At 68.8% G+C, this 20,619-nt stretch carries 5 protein-coding genes and 1 pseudogene; 2 read left to right on the top strand and 4 right to left on the bottom strand.

All coding sequences use genetic code 11. The features are described from left to right. Positions 1 to 85 precede the first annotated feature (85 nt). A complete protein-coding gene (locus tag ACFC4D_RS07040; RefSeq protein ID WP_376062077.1) occupies positions 86 to 1,564 on the top strand; it encodes an aldehyde dehydrogenase family protein in 1,479 nt (492 codons plus the stop codon). On the opposite strand, the gene ACFC4D_RS07035 is transcribed toward ACFC4D_RS07040, so the two are convergent. After that, a complete protein-coding gene (locus ACFC4D_RS07035; RefSeq protein ID WP_376062076.1) occupies positions 1,538 to 2,782 on the bottom strand; it encodes a TetR/AcrR family transcriptional regulator in 1,245 nt (414 codons plus the stop codon). The genes ACFC4D_RS07040 and ACFC4D_RS07035 overlap by 27 nt on opposite strands. Before the next feature lie 126 nt (positions 2,783 to 2,908). Between ACFC4D_RS07035 and ACFC4D_RS07030 the strand changes: the two genes are divergently transcribed. After that, positions 2,909 to 3,703, top strand: a complete 795-nt coding sequence (locus ACFC4D_RS07030; RefSeq protein WP_375962920.1) for an enoyl-CoA hydratase-related protein — start codon at positions 2,909 to 2,911, stop codon at positions 3,701 to 3,703. Positions 3,704 to 3,734: 31 nt separating this feature from the next. Here the strand turns inward: ACFC4D_RS07030 and ACFC4D_RS07025 are convergent, their stop codons facing one another. The 3 genes and pseudogenes from ACFC4D_RS07025 to ACFC4D_RS07015 form a co-directional block, all read right to left on the bottom strand. Beyond that, entirely contained in the window at positions 3,735 to 4,982 is a 1,248-nt protein-coding gene (locus ACFC4D_RS07025) for an Nramp family divalent metal transporter (protein WP_375962917.1), read from the bottom strand. Positions 4,983 to 5,184: 202 nt separating this feature from the next. Further along, positions 5,185 to 6,210 carry an alpha/beta hydrolase gene (locus ACFC4D_RS07020; protein WP_375963912.1) on the bottom strand — a complete coding sequence of 342 codons (1,026 nt, stop codon included), beginning with the start codon at positions 6,208 to 6,210 and terminating at the stop codon, positions 5,185 to 5,187. Positions 6,211 to 6,444: 234 nt separating this feature from the next. Next, positions 6,445 to 20,598: pseudogene (locus tag ACFC4D_RS07015) on the bottom strand (amino acid adenylation domain-containing protein); the annotation flags it as partial. Positions 20,599 to 20,619 lie beyond the last annotated feature (21 nt).

The raw sequence follows: 20,619 nt of genomic DNA, 5'->3' as shown, positions 1-20,619 counted from the left end.
TGGAATTTCCGCACCTTGTCCGGGGTGCGCGCGGAACCATAGTCTGACGAGGAGGGGAGTGTTCGATGGCCACGAGAGGGTAACCATGGCCGAGTCTGCGCAGCAGCCACGGGCGGCGCGCACGGGAACGGGCCGCGCCAAGGTCCTTACTTCGTACGACCCGCGAACCGGGGAGGTCGTGGGTGATTTCGCGATTATGGGCGCCGGTGAGCTGACGCGCGCCGTTCGCGCCGCCCGCACCACCGAACAATGGTGGGCGGCACTGGATTTCGCCGGGCGCAAACGCTGGCTGCTGGATTGGAAGCGCGCCATCGCGCGCGGCACCCGGGATCTGGTCGAGATGATCAGCAATGAGACCGGCAAGCCACGGCTGGACGCCGCCGTCGAGGTGACCCTGGCGGTCGAACATCTGGATTGGGTTGCCCGCCATGCCGAACGGACGCTGAGCCGCACCACCCGCACCGCCACCCGGTTCCGCCGCGATCGGCCCGGCTCCATCGGACAGCTGCCGCTGGGCGCGGTCGGTGTGCTCGGTCCCTGGCACAATCCCGTTCTCGCGCCGATGAATTCGATCGCGAGCGCGATGGCCGCGGGTAACACCGTGGTGTTCAAACCCAGTGAGCTCACCCCGGGTGTGGGTGCCTGGCTGGCGGACAGCTGGAATCGGCTCTCCCCCAGTCAGCCTGTGCTGCAGGTGGTTACCGGTGACAGCGGCACCGCCGCCGCACTGTGCAAAGCCCATCTGGACAAGATCGCCTACACCGGTTCGCTCGCCGGAGCCCGCGAGGTGACCGCGCTGTGCGCCCAGTCCGGCACTCCCCTGGTCGTCGAACAGGGCGGGCGCGGGGCGATGATCGTGCAGGTCGACGCCCGGCTGGACACGGCCGCCGCGGCGGCGATCCACGGTGCCATGGCGCATTCCGGACAGCATCCGGCCGGGGTGCACGTGGTCTACGTGGCCGATTCGGTGTACGAGCCGTTCCTGGAACTCGTCGCCGAACAGGCGCGCGCCCTGCGGCCCGCCGCCGATCGCCGCGCCTCCTACGGGCCGATGGTGCTGGACGCGCAATTGGATGTGGTGCGCCGCCAGATCCGGGACGCGCTCACCCGGGGCGGCCGGGCCGTGGTGGGCAGCCTGGAATCGATTCGCGAGCCCTATATCGAACCCGTCGTGCTGACCGAGGTCCCCGAAACCAGCATCGCCATCACCGGCGAAGCCGTGGGCCCGGTGCTCGTGGTCAATCGGGTGGCCGATATGGATGAGGCCGTGGAACGGGTCAACGCGCCCGAAAGATCGCTGCCCGTAGCGGTTTTCACCCGCGATGTGCGCAGTGTCCCGGAATTCGCGGATCGGCTGCGCACCGGATTGGTGACGGTCAACGCCACCCCGGTGTACGGCGTGAACGGTCCGGGCCGCATTCGCGATCCGCATTCGCTGCTGGAATTCTCACACTCGCAGTTGATTACCGAACAGCGGCACCGAGATCCGCTGGGCACCTTCGATAATCATCCTCAGCGGCTGCGCATGGCGCGAGCGCTATTCCGGCTGCGCCACCGCGTCTGATTCGGTCCCCAGCAGCACCGCGCTCATCAGCGCGCGCACCCGTGCGAGCTGCTGGGGGCGGGCGTCGAAGCGCAGGCGGCGGCCGACGTCGATGACCTGGCCGATGGCGGCGTGCACCCGGAAGCGCGCCTCGATCTGATCGCCGTCCAGCAGGTTCGCCCACTCCAGTACGTTCTGCCGCTGGATCGAGCGCAGCCGATGTTGTTCGGACGCGGGCAGATTGGAGAATTCGGCGAAGTACACCGGCAGGATCTCCGGCATGGCGAAGGTCATGCGGGCGAAGCGTTCGGCGATCCGGACCGAGGCGTCGGCGCGGCCGGTGGCCTCGGAGAGCGCTTCGGCATTGGCGATGGCCACGCGTTCGCCGGTGCGGTGGAAGGCGGCGGCGAGCAGATCGGCCTTACTGCTGAAGTAGCGGTAGACGCTGGAGGCGTTGATGCCCGCGGCCGCGCCGATCTCCTCGATGCTGGATTCGTGATAGCCCTGCCTGCCGAAGATCCGAATCGCCTCGGTGAGCAGCTGTTCGCGTTTGGAGATGACGGGCAGCCCGCGCACGATCGCGTCGCCGGTGACGGGCGGGGGCGGCGGGGGTAGCTCGGCGCGCAGGATATCCCAGCAGATGTCGTTGAGCAGGGCCACGATTCGCGCGTTGGACAGTGCGGTGCGATGTCCGGTGACGCTGCCGATGGCGGACAGCACCGCGGCGGACCGCAGCATGACATCGGCGGGATCGGCGTCCGGGTACAGCTCGGCGATGGCGGCGGCGACGGTCTCGTGCAGTTCGGCGTAGATGACGCGAATGCGGGCGCGGTCATCGCGCTCCAGGTAGCGGCGCTCCCAGCGGTAGAGGCCGCCCTCGCGCCGCACCTCGATGGTGTACTCGGTGATGCCGCGGATCAGTGCGGTGAGTCGCGGTTCCGCTTCCAGCTTCGGGTTGTCGGCGGCCTTGGCGGCGTCCAGGAGTTGCTGCGCGCCCATTTCGGCGGCGGCGACGAGCATGGCGTATTTATTGCTGAAGTGCCGGTACAGCGCGGGCCCGGAAATGCCGACCTCGGCGGCGATCTCGTCCACGCCGACCGGGTGATAGCCCCGCTCAGCGAAGGCGCGGGCGGCCACGCCGACAATCTGGGCCTTGCGATTCTTGGGCCGTCGCCGGGGGCCGGGGTCGCCGGAAGGTCGCGCGGAAGCGAGTCCTGCTTCGCTGCGATCGGCGACCATGCACTTTCTCCTTCTCAACGGCACCGGCTGTTGACAGTGCCGGACGGATCCACCTAAGTTAACCACAATTCGCACAGCTGAACACATTGCGCTGCGATTCGCACCGCACGCAGAGCAGGAGCAGACATGAGCAACACTGCGACGACCCCGGGCTACACCGCTGTGCTGGACGACCGGGTGCTGCGTGTCACCATCACCAATCCCAAGCGCAAGAACGCCCTGGACTACGACACCATGGTCGGGCTCGCCGGGACGGTGCTTTCGGCATATGAGAACCCCGCGGTCCGGGTGATCGTACTCACCGGCGCGGGCGGCGATTTCTGCACCGGCGCGGATCTGGCGGCCGCACCCGGCGAGAAGACCCGCGGCATCACGCCGGAAATGACCATGGACGCGGCGAACTCCATGATCAAGGCGATCGTGGACGCGCCGATCCCGGTGATCGCCCGGGTGCGCGGCGCGGCCGCCGGTGTCGGCGTCGCGTTCGCGCTCGCGGCCGACCTCACCTACGCCTCCGAGGACGCGTACCTACTGCTGGCCTTCATCAATATCGGCCTCATGCCCGATGGCGGTGCGGCCGCGATGGTCGCCGCCGCGGCCGGTCGTCCGCTGGCCGCCGAAATGGCATTGCTGGGCGATCGCCTGCCGGTCACCGAGGCGGTCCGCCGCGGCCTGATCACCGGCGTCTACCCCGAAGCCGACCTCGACGCGAAGGTCGAAGCCGCCGCGGCCAAGCTCGCGCACGGCCCGCGCCGCGCCCTCGAACTCACCAAACGCGCCCTCAACACGGCGACCCTGACATCCCTCGACGCCGCCTTGGCAGCCGAAAAGACCGGCCAGACAGAGCTTTTGCAGGCCCCCGACTTCGCCGAGGGCGCGGCCGCCATGCTCGGCAAGCGCAAGGCCGTCTTCGCCGAATAGCGAAAACGGCTCGCGCCGTGCGAATTCCGGTCTATTTGCCAGTGACGGTCAGGTAGATAAGGGCCACGTTCAAGGCCGAGATGATCAGGGCGACCAGCCAGGCCAGGGCGGTGGTGAGGCGGGGGTTGACGTCATCGCCCATGAGGTTGCGGTCGGCGGTGAAGCGGACCAGGGGTATCAGGGCGAAGGGGATGCCGAAGGACAGCACCACCTGCGAAATGATCAGGGCCTGAGTGGGATCCACGCCGATGGCGAGGATGACCAGGGCCGGGATCAGCGTGATGAGGCGGCGGACCAGCAGCGGAATGGTCCGGTTGAGCAGACCCTCCATGATCATCGCGCCCGCGTACGCACCGACCGAGGTGGAGGCCAGACCGGAGGCGAGCAGGCCGATCGCCAGCAGCAGTCCGGCGGCGGGTCCGAGGGTGTCCCGCACCGCGGCGTGCGCGGATTCGAGCGAGTCCACATCCTCGCGGCCGCGCAGGGTTCCGGCGGCCATGAGCAGCATGGCGAGGTTGACCGTGCCCGCGAGCAGCATGGCCAGTCCGACGTCGTAGCGGGTGATGCGCAGCAGCCGGGCGCGCGCCGGACCCGGTTCCGGACTGCCGTGCCGGTCGCGGGCCAGCGCCGAATGCAGGTAGACCGCGTGCGGCATGACGGTCGCGCCGATCATGGCGGCGGCCAGCAGCACGCTCTCGCTACCGTCGAAGCGCGGCACCAGCCCGCCGATGGTCCCCGATGCCGAGGGCGGTGAAATCACCACCGAGGCAAGGAATCCGATGGCGATGACCGCGAGCATGCCGGTGATCACGCGTTCGAACGGTTTCTGCCCGCGCTTGTTCTGCACCAGCAGCAGGCCGAGCGAGACGATGCCGGTGATGACGCCGCCGAGCAGCAGCGGCAGGTTGAACAGCAGTTTCAATGCGATGGCCCCGCCGACCACCTCGGCGAGATCGGTTGCCATGGCGACGGTTTCGGCCTGCGCCCAGTAGGCGAGCCGGGTTTTGCGACCGGCCTTGTCGCGCACCGCTTCCGGTAGCGACATGCCGGTGACGAGGCCGAGTTTGGCGGACAGGAATTGCACCAGTCCCGCCATCACATTGGCCATGACGATGACCCAGACCAGCAGGTAGCCGAATTTGGCTCCGGCGCTGATATTGGATGCCACATTGCCGGGGTCGACGTAGGCGATGGCGGCGACAAAGGCCGGGCCGAGCAGGACCGTGGCCGATCTCGCTCGCTGGAATGTCGAGCGCGGTTCGGTCAGGCTGGTACTCACAACAATAGTTTAAGGGTTACCGAACTTTTTGTTGAGAGCTACCCCAGAAAAAAGACCGCAGCTGTTACCGGACACACAGAAAGAGACCGACCCGGCGGTTTAGCCGCAATCCGGCCACCCCGGCAACGACGAATGCCCCGGCGCGTTCGCCGGGGCATTCGTCTCGAATCGTTCAGCGGCTCACGGCCACCGGGTGTGGGGCTCAGACACCGAGCCCGCGGGCCAGCACCGGCCACGAGTTGATGAACTCGTCATTCCAGTACCCCCACGAGTGGGTGCCGGTGGCGCGGAAGTTGTAGGTCGCCGGGATGCCCAGCGAATCCAGCTTCGACTGCAGGTTGTGCGTGCAGTAGTTGGTGCCCGCCTCGATGGCGCCGCCGATGATCAGCTGGTTGGCCAGACCGTAGGCGCCGGGCAGCGCGTACGGGCCGTTGAGCGCGTCGTACTGGCCGGGCAGGCCGCTGCCCGAGGAGATGTAAAGGTCGGTGCCGCGCAGCTTTTCGGCGTGGATGACCGGATCGTTCTCGGCCCAGGCCGGGGAATCCTCTGGGCCGTGCATGTTTTCGAGCTTGCCGCCGCCCCAGGTCTCGACGGTGAGGCGCATGAACTCGCGGCCGACCGGGTCGGCGAACTGCGCGCAACCGCTGTAGGCGGCGGCCGCGCGGAACAGGCCGGGCTTGGCTTCGGGCAGCGACAGCACGGTGGTGCCGGAGGTGGAGATGCCGGCGATGGCGTTGACGCCGTTGGTGCCGAGCGCGCCGTCGATCAGCGGGGGCAGTTCCTCGGTGAAGAAGGTCTGCCACTTGTTGCGGCCCAGGGTCGGGTCGTCGTTCTGCCAGTCCTGGTAGTAGCTCCACTTACCGCCGATGGGCTGCACCACGTTGACGTTCTTGTCCGCGAGGAAGCCGTTGACGATATTGGTCTTCTTCTGCCAGGAGGCGTCATCCTGTCCGCCGCCCGCGCCGTTGAGCAGGTACAGCGTGGGGCGCGCCTCGGAGGCGTCGGCCGGTCGCTGCACGTCGACGGGGTAGGTGGCGTCCATGGCGGCGGAGTAGACGTACAGCCGAATATTGCGGCCGTCCTTCATCTCCGCTTTGGTGATCTTCGATCCGTCCGGTGCGACGGGATCGGCGAGCAGCTTCTTGCTGTCGATGATCGGGTCGGCCGAGGCGCTCGGGCCGCCGACGCCGGCCACCAGGCCGGTCAGCACTGCCGTTGCGGCGAGCAGGGCAGCGGTTCGAGCACCGCGCCGACGACCGCCAAGCCCGTTCCGGACAGTTCGACGAATCAATGTTCACACCTTCGCGTTGGTTCGTTAGTGCCGGTCCTACCACCGTGCGGCGCACTGCCGCCCGAGTACCCAACCTTGGTCTCCGGGCAGGGTTCATCCCCCGAGAGACCATACGGCTAATGCCATCGCCGCGATAGCGGACAATGTTACGGATTGGTCGCGCGTGGCGTATCAGCCGGTGGTCCGTCCGTGTTCGGCGAGTCCGCCGAGCGCCTGTACCCAGCCCTCCACCAGCCGCTTGATCTGCTCCAGATCCAGTACCGCGCCCGCGAAGTCGAAGCGGGCGACCAGACCGTCCTGGGTGGTGTCCACGGTGACATCGAGGTACAGATCGTCGGTGACGGGTTCCGGATACACCCGGGCGGGTCGCAGGTCCCGATAGCGGAATCCGATGCGCCCCACCGGGAGTCCGGCGATGGCGGCGGCGGTGTCGGGGTTCAGGTGTTGCAGCAGCCCGTAGCCGACGCCCCGGGCGGGCACCTCGCGGCAGCGGTCGCGAATCTGTTCCAGCACCGATCCGGCGGCCGGACCGCCCTGACGCACCTCCTCGAAGTCCACGCCCTCCACACGCAGCGGGAACGGGTACGGCGTACTGAACGCGCCGACGGTGCGGTGTCCGGCGGGATCGCCGGGCACCCGGCCGTCCGCGACCAGTTGCACCACCGAACCCAGTGCGGCGCGGATGTTTTCGCCCGCGTCACCGAGCAGGGTGACCGCGAGCGCGGCCAGCAGCACATCGTCGATGCTGGCCCGGTAGCGGCGCGCCACCGCGTCGACGGCGGCCGCGCCCTCACCGGTGATGGAGACCGAGACCCGGCCGCGCCCGGCGCTGTCCCGGCCGCCGCCGAATACCTCGGCCGGATCGCGTCCGGCGGTGGCCGAGTCCAATGCCGTACGCCACCAGTCCAATTCGGTGACGGTACTTGGGGCGGCGGCGCGTTCGGCGAGGTCGCGCGCGATGCCGACCGGATGGGCGTCCGCGCTGGGCGGGGTGGCGTGGCCACCGGACCAGGAGGCGGTCAGATCCTCGATGATGGTGCGCCACGAGGTGTCGTCCACGACCAGTCCGTTGGCGACCGCGACGAGCACCGCCGCGGGCTGATCGACCGGTTCCAGATTCGGATCCGCGTCCGCGCCCGCCATGAGCACGAAGCGGATATTGCGGCCCTTCTCCGGATCGAGTTCCGCCGCGGCGGCATGAATGACGGCCTCGATGGGGTCACCGACGGCCTCGACCGACGGATCGATCTGCCACACCACGGCATCGCGCGAATTCGCCTGCACCGGAATGTCCATGACGGCGATATCGCCGTCACGCCGCAGTCGCGACCACAGCGCCGGATGCCGATCCAGCAGCGACCGCACCGAACGCCGCACCCGGCTGCCGGACACATCGGCGGCGATATCGAGCGTGATGGCCCGCACCCACAGCCCGGACGGCTCCACCTCGAGCAGGCTCACCGCGCCCGCGGGCAGCGGGGACACCTTGCCGACGGCGGTGAGTCGCGGCCCCATGACCGGCGGCGCGGCCGAATCAGCCACGGCGGCAGCGTGATCGTCGGCCGCATCGGCGGCGGTTCCGCTGTCGGCTGCGATATCGGCCCCGGCCGTCTCATCCGGAGCAGCGCTGTCCGGACGGCTGTCGGACGCGGCGCTTTCGGCATCGGCATCGGCATCGGTAATCGGGGAATCAGCGACCGCGTCCGGGATGGACCCGGTCCCGGTGCCAGCTGATGGGCCGTGCACGCCAACGTCCCCGGACTCAGCCGTACCGGTGACCTCGTCTTGCCTGCGACTCGCATCGACAACGGAACCGGCGTCCGAGACATCATCGTGCTCAGGGCTGTTCGGGTCCGCCTCGCCCGGCGTCGGCACGAATTCGGCGTCGAATCCGGCGAATGCCTTGTCCACGAATTCGACCGGATCGGCGAGCAGCCGGTCATCCGGGTGGATGTGGTCCGAATCCTCGTCGCGGGCGAACAGTTTCATACCGCCGGTCAGCGCGGCATCGCTGACGACGGGCAGCACGGCCGTAATGGTCCAGTCGCCCTCGACCTCGTCCTCGCCGACGGCGGCGGGCTCGGCCGGGGTGTGCGCCGGTTGGATTGCGCCCGCACCGTTTCCGCCCTCGAGCAGGGCCGCGAGCTGCGGTCCGATGACGGCGTAGGACTCGGCGGTGGTCATCAGCTGATGTTTGACCGGCACCACGTGTTCGGTGATCGGCCCGGTGACGAAGGGCCGCCAGTCCGCCGCGGAATGCTGATGGTCGTCGCCGCGGCCGAGTTCGGCTGCGAAGAGTTCCATGCGCCCGTCGAATGCGGTTGGGCGGTACCGCGATCCGAGTTCGACGGTGCGCACCGCGCCCCGGTAGATGCGGCGCAGCCGGTCCACGGTGAGCACGGCCAGATCGGCCGGGATGGCGGCGTGCAGCGCCGCCAGCGCCTCATCGCTGAGGTCGGTCATATCCCCGTCGGGGAACGCTTCCTCGCCGACGCCGAGTGCCGCGAACTCATCGCGGACGGCGGCGGTGAAGTCGGTGAATTCCGCGTCCGGGTAGGCGTCCAGGTTGGCGAGCAGTTCGACCTGTTCGCCTGCGGTCTGGAGTTCGGTGGCGATGGCGTGCGCCAGGATGCCGCCGAGCGAATAGCCGAGCACCCGGTACGGCCCGTGCGGTTGCACCTCGCGGATGGCGGTGACGTAGCGCCGCGCGACCTCCTCGAGCGATTCGGGGGCGTAGTCGGTCTCGGTGAGCGCCGGGGATTGCAGGCCGTAGAGCGGCTGGTCGGCGGGCAGATGCCCGGCCAATCCGGCGTAGCACCAGGACATTCCGACCATGGGCGGTGCGCAGAACAGCGGGGTGCGGTCGCCGGTGGCCCGGATGGGCAGCACCACGGCCAGCGCCGCGTCGGCGGCCGAGTCGTAGTCGTGCCTGCTCTCCAGGTCCGCGCCGATGCGGGCGGCGAGCCCGGTGACGGTCGGATCGGTGAAGAACCAGGCGACCATCACCTTGGCCCCGGAGAGCGTGCGCAGTTTGCTCACGATGCCGGTGGCCAGCAGTGAGTTTCCGCCCAGCGCGAAGAAGTCGTCGTCGACGCTCACCTGGTCGACGCCGAGCACCTCGGCGAAGGCGGCCGCGATGGTGTGCTCCAGCGGTGTGGACGGTGCGCGGTATTCGCGTTGCCGCAGTACGGGTTCCGGGAGGGCCTTGCGATCCAGTTTGCCGACGGGTGTCAGCGGGATCTCGTCGAGCACCACGATGGCGGCCGGCACCATATGCGGCGGCAGACTCTGCCCCGCGTACTCGGTGAGCGCCTCCGGATCGAGGTTGGTGCCGAGCACGTACGACACCAGAACCGTTGTGCCGGTGTGATTCTTGCGCCCGACGGTGAGGGCGAAGTCGACGTCGGGGTGCGCACCGAGCACCGCGTCGATCTCACCGAGTTCGATGCGGAACCCGCGAATCTTGACCTGGAAGTCCGAGCGCCCGACATAGTCGAGTTCCCACGGGGTGTCCGGCAGTGCGGTGTTGCCGCCGCGCTCGTCGGGATCGGCGTACCAGCGCACCACGTCACCGGTGCGGTACATGCGCGATCCCGGTGCGCCCCAGGGGTTCGCGACGAATCGCTCCGAGGACAGGCCCGCGCGATTGCGGTAACCGCGCGCCAGCGCGCCACCGGCCAGGTACAGCTCACCCGCGACGCCCGGCGGCACCGGGTTCATCCGCGCGTCCAGCACCAGCGCCGACATACCGTGCACCGGTTTGCCGATGGTGATGTGGCGACCGGGCGTCAACTGCGCGTAGGTGGAGATGATGGTGGTCTCGGTGGGTCCGTAGGCGTTGTGGTACACCCGCCCGGCGGCCTTCCACCGCGTCACCAGTTCCGGCGGCGTCACATCGCCGCCGACCGAAAGCACCTCGAGCTGCGGCTGACTCGTCGCGTCGAGGGTGCCGAGCACGGCCGGGGTGATGAGCGCGTGCGAGACCCGCTCGGTGCGCATGAGCTCGTTGAGCTCGGCTCCGCCCAGGATCTCCGAGGGCACGATGACCAGCGTCGCGCCGGTGTAGAACGCGCAGATCCATTCCAGCACCGAGGGATCGAAGCTGGGTGAGCAGTTGTGCATGAGCCGGTGCTCGGGGTCGAGGTCGTACAGCGCGATGGCGTAGTCGGCGAGCCCGCCGAGACCGGCGTGGGTGACGGTGACGCCCTTGGGCATTCCCGTCGAGCCCGAGGTGTAGATGACGTACGCCGGATGCTGCATGCGCAGCGGTGCGCGGCGATCGGCGTCGGTGATCGGCGCGGGCGACTGCGCCATGCAGGCCGCGTCGGTGGCGGCGTCGTCCAGGCACAGCCATTCGACCTCGCCGGGCAGTCCGGCCTGATGCGCGCGCCCGGTAATGCCCAGTACCGCACCGGAATCGGTGACCATATGCCGCACCCGGTCGGCCGGATAGGTCGGATCGACGGGTACGTGCGCACCGCCCGCCTTGGCGATGGCGAGCACCGCGGCGACCATTTCGAACGAGCGCGGGAAGGCAACGGCGACAAGCTTTTCCGGTCCCACACCGCGTTCGATGAGCACCCGCGCCAATTGCGAGGAGTAGTCGTCGAGTTCGCCGTAGGTGATGGAATGCCCGCGATACCGCACCGCGATCCGGTCCCGGCCCAGTGCCACGCCCCGGGTGAGCAGGTCCGGCAGCAGTCCGGTGGCCATCACGTCATCGCCGTGCACCTGCGTGAGCAGCTCGTATTCGTTGTCGCCGAGCAGCGGCAGATCGCCGACGGGGGTGCCGGGCCGTTCCACGATGGCGGCCAGCAGGCGCTGGAATCGATCCGCGAAGACGCCGACGGTGGCGTAGTCGAACAGATCCTTGGCGAAGGTGAACGCGCCTTGCAATCCGTTGCCGCCGCCGTCGCTCATGGTCAGCGAGAGGTCGAACTGTGAGGTCTCGACCTCCGATTCCAGTGCGGCGATCCGCAATTCGGGCAGTTCGGCATCGTTATCCGGCAGGTTCTGGAACGCCAGCATGACCTGGAACAGCGGATTGCGCGCGGTGGACCGCTCCGGGTTGAGCAGATCCACCAGCCGCTCGAACGGCACCTCGGCGTGCGCGAAGGCGCGCAGATCGGCGTCCTTGGTGTGGGCGAGCAGCTGATCGAAGCGCAACTCCCCCGGCACCCGGGTGCGCAGTACCAGCGTGTTCACGAACATGCCGATGACATCGTCGAGTTCGGCGGCGCCGCGCCCGGCGACCGGTGTGCCGATGGCGATGTCATCGGTGCCGGACAGCCGCGCCAGGAATACCGCGAGCGCGGTGTGCACAACCATGAACAGGGTCGCGTGCTGTTCGCGCGCGATGCGTTGCAGGCCGGCGTGGATCTCGTCGTCGATGCCGAATTGCACACTGCCGCCGCGGAAGGACTGCACCGGCGGGCGCGGGCGATCGGCGGGCAGATTCAATTCATCGGGCAGTCCGGCGAGTTCGGTGCGCCAGTGCGCGGTCTGCCGGGAGATCAGGCTCTCCGGATCGTCCTCGGAGCCGAGCACCTCGCGCTGCCACAGGCTGTAATCGGCGTACTGCACCGGCAGCGGGGCCCATGCGGGCGCGGTGTCGGCCGAGCGGGCGATGTAGGCCAGCACCAGATCGCGCGACAGCGGTCCCATGGACCAGCCGTCGGAGCTGATGTGGTGGGTGACCAGCACCAGCACGTGTTCGATCTCATCGGCGACGTCGAGCCGGAACAGCTTGACCCGCAACGGAATCTCGCCGGTGACGTCGAATCCGGCGGTGAGCAGCGCCGTCACCCGGTCGGCGACCGCGTCCACCCCGATGCGCTCGGGCGTGAGCTCGGGAACGACCTGCGCGGCGGGCAGCACCACCTGATGCGCACCGTTCGCGTCCTCGGGATAGATGGTCCGCAGCGTCTCGTGCCGTTCCAGCAGATCGGCCACCGCGAGCCGCAGCGCCTCGGTGTCGAGCGCGCCGGTGAGCCGCAGCGCGATCGGCAGGTTGTACGCCGAGGAGCTCGGATCGAACTGGTTCAGGAACCACATGCGCTGCTGTGCGAGCGACAGCGGAATCCGTTCGGGCCGTGCACCCGCCACCAGGCGCGGCCGCGCCGCGACCGTTTCCGCGCCCGAAACCCGTTGTGCGAGAGCTTCGACCGTGGATACCTCGAACAGATCCCGGACCCCGAGATCGGTGTCGAGCGCGGCGTTCACCCGGGCGATGACCCGGGTGGCGACCAGCGAATTGCCGCCGAGCGCGAAGAAGTCGTCATCGAGTCCGACCTGTTCCAGGCCGAGCACATCGGCGTAGACCTGCGCCACCGCCTGTTCGGTTTCGGATTCCGGAGCCCGGAATTCGTGTCCGGCCGCGAAATCCGGTGCGGGCAGCGCCCGCCGGTCCAGCTTGCCGGACGGATTGACCGGGAACTCCTCCAGCACCACGAATGCCGCGGGCACCATGTAGCCCGGAACCCGTTCGGCCACGGCGGCTTTCACGTCCGCGATATCGACCGCGCGCCCGGCGGCGGGCACCACGTATCCGACCAGCTGATCGCCCAGTCGTTCGTCATGGCGCAGCACCACCACGGCACGCGCGATGGATTCCTGTGCGGTGAGCGCGGATTCGATCTCGCCGAGTTCGATGCGCAGACCGCGCAGCTTGACCTGGAAATCGGTGCGGCCCAGGTACACCAGCTGACCGCGATCGGTCCAGCGCACCAGGTCACCGGTGCGGTACATGCGCGCCCCGGCCGCGTCGAACGGGTTGGCTACGAAGCGATCCGCCGTCAGATCGGCCCGCCCGTGGTACCCGCGCGCCAGCTGATCACCGGCCAGGTACAGCTCACCGGCCATACCGGGAGCGACCGGATGCAGCCGCGCGTCCAGCACATAGGTTTTCGCGTTCCAGACCGGTGCTCCGATCGGCACCGCGCCCGAAACCTGTTCCGGCACGGCCGCATACGTGGCGTGCACGGTGAATTCGGTGGGCCCGTAGAGATTGTGCAGCTCCGCGGTGCCGATGCGCCGGAACGCCGCGACCGCGTCACCGGTGAACGCCTCACCGGCGATGAGCAGGGTGCGCAGCGAGGTGAGCGCCGCCGGGGCCGCGCTGTCGGTGAACGCGCTCAGCATGGACGGTACGAACGAGGTCATGGTGATCTGTTCGGCGGCGATGACATCGGCCAGGTACGCCGGATCGCGATGCCCGTCCGCGCTCGCCACCACCAGGCGCGCGCCGACGGCGAGCGGCCCGAACAGTTCCCAGACCGACACGTCGAAGGTGGCCGGTGTCTTGAGCAGCACGACATCGTCCGCGCCGATGCCGTATTCGGTGGTGATCCAGCGAATCTGGTTGACGGCGGCGGCATGGGACACCGCGACGCCCTTGGGCCGTCCGGTGGATCCGGAGGTGAAGATGACGTATGCCGGATGCGCGGTGTACAGCGGTGCGCGCCGCTCATCGTGCCGGATCGGCTCATCGGAGTATCCGGACAGATCGAGCGCGTCGATGGTCAGCACCCGGTCACCGGAGGTGAAACCGTCACGGCGCGTGGTGAGTACGCAGACCGGCCGTGCCGTCTCCAGCACGTGGTCGATGCGGTCGGCGGGCTGATCCAGATCCAGCGGCACGTAGCCGCCGCCCGCCTCGAGTACGGCGTAGATGGCGACGACGAGATCGACCGAGCGCCGAATGCCCAGCGCCACCAGTGTTTCCGGGCCGACGCCCGCCGCGATGAGCAGCCGGGCCAGCCGGTGCACGCGCGCCGCCAGCTCGGCGTAGGTCAGTTCCTCGCCCTCGGCGCGCAGCGCGATCGCGTCCGGATTGCGAGCCGCCTGCGATTCGAACAGCGAGAACAGCTGTCCCGCGGGCAGATCGATGCCGGTCTCATTCCATTCGGTGAGCACCCGGCGGCGCTCATCGAAGCCGAGCACGTCGATATCCCCGACCGCGCGCGCCGGATCGGCGGTGACCGCGACCAGGATGCGCCGGAACCGCTCCGCGAATCCCTGCACCGTGCTCGCGTCGAAAAGGTCCGTGGCATAGGTGAACAGCGCGGTCAGACCCTGCGGCGTGTTCTCCGCGTCGGTGCGCTCGCTGACGGTGAGCTGCAGATCGAACTTCGCCAGCGGCACATCCAGTTCCACCGCCGAGACCGAGACCCCGGGCAGCGACAGCGCGGACTCACCGACGTTCTGGAAGGTGAGCATGGTCTGGAACAGCGGATGCCGGGCCTGTGAGCGCGCCGGATCGAGCACCTCGACCAGCCGCTCGAACGGCACATCGGCATGTCCGAAGGCCGCGATATCGCCGGTGCGCACCGCGTTCAGCAGGTCACCGAACGACTGCGCCGGATCGACCTGTGCCCGCAATACGAGGGTGTTGACGAACATGCCGATGAGATCGTCGAGTTCGGCCTCACCGCGCCCGGCGACGGGCGCGCCGACGGCGATATCCCCGGTGCCGGACAGTCGTGCCAGCAGCGCCGCGAAGGCGGCGTGCACGGCCATGAACAGCGTGGCATTGTGCTCCGACGCCACCCGCAGCAGCGCCGCGTGCACGATCGGATCGATCTCGAACGCCAGCGTCGCGCCGCGCCCGGAGGCCACCGCGGGCCGGGGCCGGTCGCCGGGCAGCTCCAGCTGATCGGGCAGCCCCGCGAGGCTGTTGCGCCAGAAGTCCAGCTGCCGGGCCAGCAGTGATCCGGAATCGGTTTCGTCGCCGAGGATTTCGCGCTGCCACAGCGCGTAGTCGGCGTACTGCACCGCGAGCGGGGTCCATTCGGGCTCGCGCCCGGCGATCCGGCTCAGGTACGCGGTCATGAGATCGCGGGTGAGCGGTCCGGCCGAGAAGCCGTCACCGGCGATGTGGTGCACCACGCACACCAGCACGTGATCGTCGGCGGCCACCCGCAGCAGGCGTACCCGCAGCGGCGGGGCCGCGGTGACATCGAATCCGGCGATGGCGACCTCGGCCACCGCGGCGATGATGCCGTCCTCCCGCACGTCCACCATCGGCATGGACGGCATGGCGTCGGGATCGTCGGCGGCCAGCACCAATTGCTGTCCGACACCGTCGTATTCGGGGTAGATGGTGCGCAGCACCTCGTGCCGCTCCACCAGATCGCGCACCGCGGCCCGCAGCGCGGGCACGTCCAGGGGTCCGGTGATGCGCAGCGCGGTGGGCAGGTTGTAGGTGGCCGACTCGGTGTCGAACCGGTTCAGGAACCACATGCGCTGCTGCGCGTAGGACAGCGGAATCCGTTCCGGCCGCTCCATCACCCGCAGCGGTGTGCTGAACGAATCGGCTTGCTCGCCGATGCTTGCCGCGAGTTCGGCGACGGTCGGCGCTTCGAAGATCGCGCGCACCGGCACCCGCGCGCCCACGGCGGCGCCGAGTCGCGCCACCACCTGGGTGGCATTGAGCGAGTTGCCGCCCAGTTCGAAGAAGTCGTCGTCCGCGCCGACGGTCTCGACGCCGAGCACGGCGGCGAAGACCTCGGCGACCATGCGCTCGCCCGGGGTGGACGGTGCGCGATAGGCCCGGGCCTGGAATTCCGGCTCCGGCAGCGCCTTACGGTCGAGTTTGCCGCTGGCATTGAGCGGCATGGCGGCCAGCCGCACCACGGCCGAGGGCACCATGTACGACGGCAGTGCCGCCCGCGCGTGCGCCAGCAGCTCCGAATCATTCAGCACCGCATCGGTTTCCGGCACCACGTAGGCGACCAGCCGGCCCCCGGTCGCGGCGCGCACGAGTGTCACCGCGGCCCGATGCACGGCCGGATGGCTCAGCAGCACCGTCTCGATCTCGCCGAGTTCGATGCGCTGTCCGCGCAGCTTCACCTGGAAGTCACTGCGCCCCAGGTATTCCAGCGCGTACCCGTTGCCGCCCGGTTCCGCGATCCACCGCACCACATCGCCGGTGCGGTACAACCGCGCCCCGCCCTCGTGTGCGACGAACCGTTCCGCCGTGAGCGCGGGCGCGCCCAGGTAGCCGCGCGCCAGCTGCACCCCGGCCACGTACAGCTCACCGGCCGCGCCGAACGGCACCGGCCGCAGCTGCCGATCCAGTACGTGCACCTTGGTATTGGCCACCGGGCTGCCGATCGGCACCGCGGTGCCCGCGGACTGCTCCGCCGGTTGTGCGGTGACCACGGTCGCCTCGGCCGGGCCGTACCAGTTCACCAGTGCGGTATCCGGCAGTGCGGCGGCGAATTTCACGGCGGTTTCGGCGGACAGCGCCTCACCGGCGGCGAATACCCAGCGCAGCTGCCCCGAGGGCGTCGCGGCCTGCCGAGCCAGCCCGTCGAGGTACGCCTCCAGCATGGAGGGCACGAAATGCACCGAGGTGACGCCGTATTCGCCGATCATCCGGGCGATGTAGGCGGGATCGCGATGCCCGTCCGGTTCCGCGATGACGACCGCGGCACCGGTCTGCAACGGCCAGAACAACTCCCACGTGGAGATGTCGAAGGTAATGGGCGTCTTGTGCAGCACCACATCACCCGCACCGTGCGGGTAGGTCCTCTGCGCCCAGCGGAACTGGTTCGCCATCTGCCGATGCGTGATGGCCACGCCCTTGGGGCGGCCGGTCGAACCGGAGGTGTAGATGACGTAGGCGGCATTGTCCGGCCGCACCGCGGCGGATCCGACGAATTCGATCTCGCCCGCGCCCGCCAGCGCGTCCACCAGGAAAAGCGGTACCCCGGAAGCGGTTTCGAAACCGTCCTCGGTACGGGTCAGCACGCACACCGGAGCGGCGCTGCCCAGTACGTATTCATTGCGCTCGGCCGGATGATCCGGATCGACGGGCACATACGCGCCGCCCGCGCGCAGCACCGCGTAGATGCCCACGACCAGATCGATACCGCGCCGCATGGCAACGGCCACCCGCGATTCCGGCCCCACCCCGCGCAGCGTGAGTTCCCGGGCCAGCCGTCGCGAGCGCGCGTCGAGCTCGGCGTAGGTGAGCGTGACATCCCCGAAGATGACCGCGAGCGCCTCGGGCGTGCGCGCCGCCTGCGCGTCGAACAGCGTCAACAGCGTCGAATCATCCAGCAGTTCAGCGACTTCGGTGGCATTGACCGCGTCGAGGGCGGCGCGCTCGCTGTCGATGAGCGCGTCCACTTCAGCGATCCGCGCCCGCGGATCGGCCCCGAAACGCCCGAGCAGCAACGCGAGTCGCCGCGACAGCGCCTCGGCGGCATCCTCGTCGAAGAGATCGCGCAGGTATTTCAGGTTCACCCGCAGCTGCTTGCCGGGGGTGACCATGACCGTGATCGGGTAGTGCGTACCGTTCGCGGCGGAGGTGCCGAGCAGGCCCACACCGCCGATGGGGGCGGCGGCTTCGTCGAGCGCCGCGTCATCCACCGGGAAGGACGCGAACACCACGAGCGAGTCGAAAATCCCGTCGATACCGGTGATTTCCTGAATCTCGCCGAGCCCGAGGTAGTGGTGATCCAGCAGTGCGGCCTGTTCATCCTGCAATTGCCGCAGCAATCCGGCGAGGGTGCCGTTCGCATCGAGCTTCACCCGGACGGGAATGGCGTTGAGGAACAGTCCGACCATGGTTTCGATACCGGTCAACTGCGGCGGTCGACCCGAGACGGTGGCACCGAACACCACATCGTCGCGATCGGTGGTCCGCCCGATCAGCAAACCCCACGCGGCCTGCACGATGGTATTGACCGTGATTCCGGCGTCGGCGGCGACGCGTCCCAGCGCGGCGGTCTCCTCGGCGGACAGTTCGAAGCCCAATTCGCCGATACCGGCGGAGATTTCGCGCGATCGGTCGACGGGCGCGAGCGGTGAGGGTTCGGTGAACCCGGCCAGGGCCTGTGCCCACGCCTCGCGGGCGGTCGCGCGATCCTGTGCGGCCAGCCATGCCAGGTAATCGCGGTACGACCGCACCGGCGGCAGCAGCGCCGGATCCCCGCCGAGTGCGTAGAACGCCAGCATGTCCTGCATGAGCAGCGGCAGCGACCAGCCGTCGAGCAGAATGTGGTGGCTGGTGACGAACAGCTGGAAGCGTTCGGGCGCGGTGCGCACCAGGGTGAAGCGCAGCAGCGGCGCGGACCGCATATCGAAATGCCCGCTCATTTCCGCGGCCATCAGCCAATCGGTGCGCGCGGGTGCCTCATCGGCCTCGCGATCGCCCAGATCCAGGTAGCGCCAGGGCACTTCGAGATCGTCGAGCACGATCTGCAGCGGATTGCCGTTCGAATCCTCGACGAACGCGGCGCGCAGGTTCACATGCCGGTCCAGCATGGCCTGCGCGGCGGCGCGCAGGCGCGGAATGTCCAGTGCGCCGGACAGTTCCACGGTGAACTGGGTCATATACGCGTCGACGGAATCCTCCGCCAGCAGCGCGTGGAAGAGCATGCCGGACTGCAATGGCGTGAGCGGCCAGATATCGGACATGGTCGGGTAAAGCTCTTGCAGCCGTGCCCGATCGGCGTCACCGACCTCGACCAGCGGCCCGGTGGCCAGTTCGACCTCGGCCTCGCCCGGTGTCACCGATTCGGCGAGCGCGGCGAGCCCTTCGACGGTGCGCGCGGCGAATACGTCCTTGGCCTTGAACGCCAAACCCTGTGCGCGCGCCCGCGAAACGATCTGAATGGAGGTGATGCTGTCGACGCCGAGGGAGAAGAAGTCGTCGTCCAGACCGACCCGCTCGACCTTGAGCACCTCGGCGATGACCTCGGAAACCGTCTGCTGCGCAGGCGTTTCCGGTGCCCGGTACTCCTGCGCCTTGATGACCGGTGCGGGCAGCGCGGCCCGGTCCAGCTTGCCGACCGGCGTCAGCGGGATCTCGTCCAGCACCATGATCGCGCCGGGGACCATATGCGGCGGCAGCGCGCGCTCGGCCAGCGCCGACAGCTCCGCCACATCCACGGTGGCCCCGGGCGCGGGGTGCACGTACGACACCAGAACCGTTGCGCGGTCCTGTACCTGATGTCCGACGGTCACCGCGAAATCGACGGTCTCGTGCCCGGCGAGTACGGCGTCGATCTCCTCCAGCTCGATGCGCAGGCCGCGAATCTTCACCTGGAAGTCATTGCGCCCCAGGTATTCCAGCTCACCACCGGAGGTCCAGCGCACCAGGTCGCCGGTGCGGTACAGCCGGGAACCGTTGTCCTCGAAGGGGTTCGCCACGAACCGTGCCGCCGTCAACTCGGCGCGCCCGTGATAGCCGCGCGCCAGCAACGCACCGGCGATGTACAGCTCACCGGGCACCCCGGGCGCTACCGGACGCAGCCGCTCGTCGAGCACATGCGCGACCGCTCCGCGAATGGCGGCACCGATGGTCACCGGCCGATCCGGCAGCAACTCAGCGCAATTGGTCCAAATGGTGGTCTCGGTGGGGCCGTAGCCATTGAGCAGTCGCCGCTCGCCGTCTGCGATCGGGGCCACCCAGCGCCGCACCAGTTCCGGCGGGCACGCCTCACCGGCGGCCAGCACGACCCGAAGTTCATCCAGCCCAACGGGATCGATGGAGGCCAGCACCGACGGCGTGATCACCGCATGGCTCACCGCCTCGCGTGCCAGCAGCGCACCCAGATCCTCACCGCCGTAGACCTCCGGCGCGGCGACGACGAGCGCCGCGCCCGATCCGATGGCCATGAGCATTTCGAATACCGAGGCGTCGAACGACGGCGACGCCACATGCAGCACACGGGACTCCGGCGTGATCCGGAATCGCTCCCGCTGCTCCTCGCTCAGTCCGGCGAGCCCGGTGTGCGTGACCACGACACCCTTGGGCAACCCGGTCGAGCCCGAGGTGTAGATGGTGTAGGCCGGATGTTCCGCGCGCAGCGGCCGCACCCGATCCGAATTGGTGACCGGTTCCGCCGGAAAACCCTGGGCAACCTCGGCGAACTCAGCGCTGTCGAGCTCGAGCCAGGTGACCGTATCGGGCAGGGCATCGCGCTTGGCGGAGACGGTCAATCCGAGCGCGGCCCGCGAATCCGACACCATGTGCAGGACGCGATCGGCCGGGTAGTTCGGGTCGACCGGAACGAATCCGGCCCCGGATTTGGCGACCGCCCACACCGCGACCACAGACTCCACCGAGCGCGGAATGGCGATCGCGACCAGATCCTCCGGCCCGACCCCACGTTCGATCAGCAGATGCGCCAGCCGCGTCGAGCGCTCATCCAACTCGGCATAGCTGAGCTGCGCCAGCGTCGCCGAGGCGTCTGCCAGCACCAATGCGATCCCCGCCGGATTGGCCTCGACGGCGGTGGACATCAGCTGCGGCAGGGTGGGGACGCGGGGCCGCCGGGTACGGGTGGGCCGGACGCGCGCTGTGCGGGTCATTTGATTACCGCCCGACGCTCG

The organism is Nocardia sp. NPDC056000 (genome assembly GCF_042269265.1).
In the GTDB taxonomy this organism is placed as follows: Bacteria; Actinomycetota; Actinomycetes; order Mycobacteriales; family Mycobacteriaceae; genus Nocardia.
Note: the sequence above shows the minus strand (reverse complement) of the source record. Positions and strands in the feature narration are given on the sequence as shown.